Origin of the sequence: Pseudovibrio exalbescens, from assembly GCF_028737195.1 — a bacterium.
Classification (GTDB): domain Bacteria; phylum Pseudomonadota; class Alphaproteobacteria; order Rhizobiales; family Stappiaceae; genus Pseudovibrio; species Pseudovibrio zosterae.
The window spans coordinates 1-361 of the sequence record NZ_JAQZAJ010000026.1 but is presented as its reverse complement, the minus strand read 5'-3'; the positions used below and the strand labels follow the sequence as shown (position 1 = coordinate 361).

Here is a 361-nt window from a genome sequence, read left to right as displayed (position 1 = left end):
CACGATTGCGTTTGAAACGCCCGGGGCAACGCCATCCGGGTTCGATACGACAGGCGCATCGTCAATGATACGCGTGGAAAGCGTCAGTTCAAGTGGGTCGCCATCCCCGTCAGTGGCAGTGGCCTTGAAGTTCAGCGACTGGCCATTGCCACGTCCGTCTGCACCCGCCTGGTGATCAATCGGGCCGTAAAGCGTGACAGTGTAGTCGGCACTGTTTTCATTAAGCTGCGCAACAAAAACGTCTTCGCCACCAGCAGAGCCCGTGAGGGTGAGCCCATCGTCAGACAAGGACACGACAACTGGAACACCTCCTGAGGTCAGTCCTGTCTCGACTGGCTCGCCGCCTTCTGTCAGCGTGCCG

The 361-nt window shown here is 59.0% G+C and carries 1 protein-coding gene; it reads right to left on the bottom strand.

Going from position 1 to position 361, the window contains the following annotated elements; all coding sequences use genetic code 11:
- Window positions 1-361 (bottom strand): DUF5801 repeats-in-toxin domain-containing protein (locus PUV47_RS19855; RefSeq protein ID WP_274220341.1); only part of this gene is annotated, 361 nt, incomplete at both ends.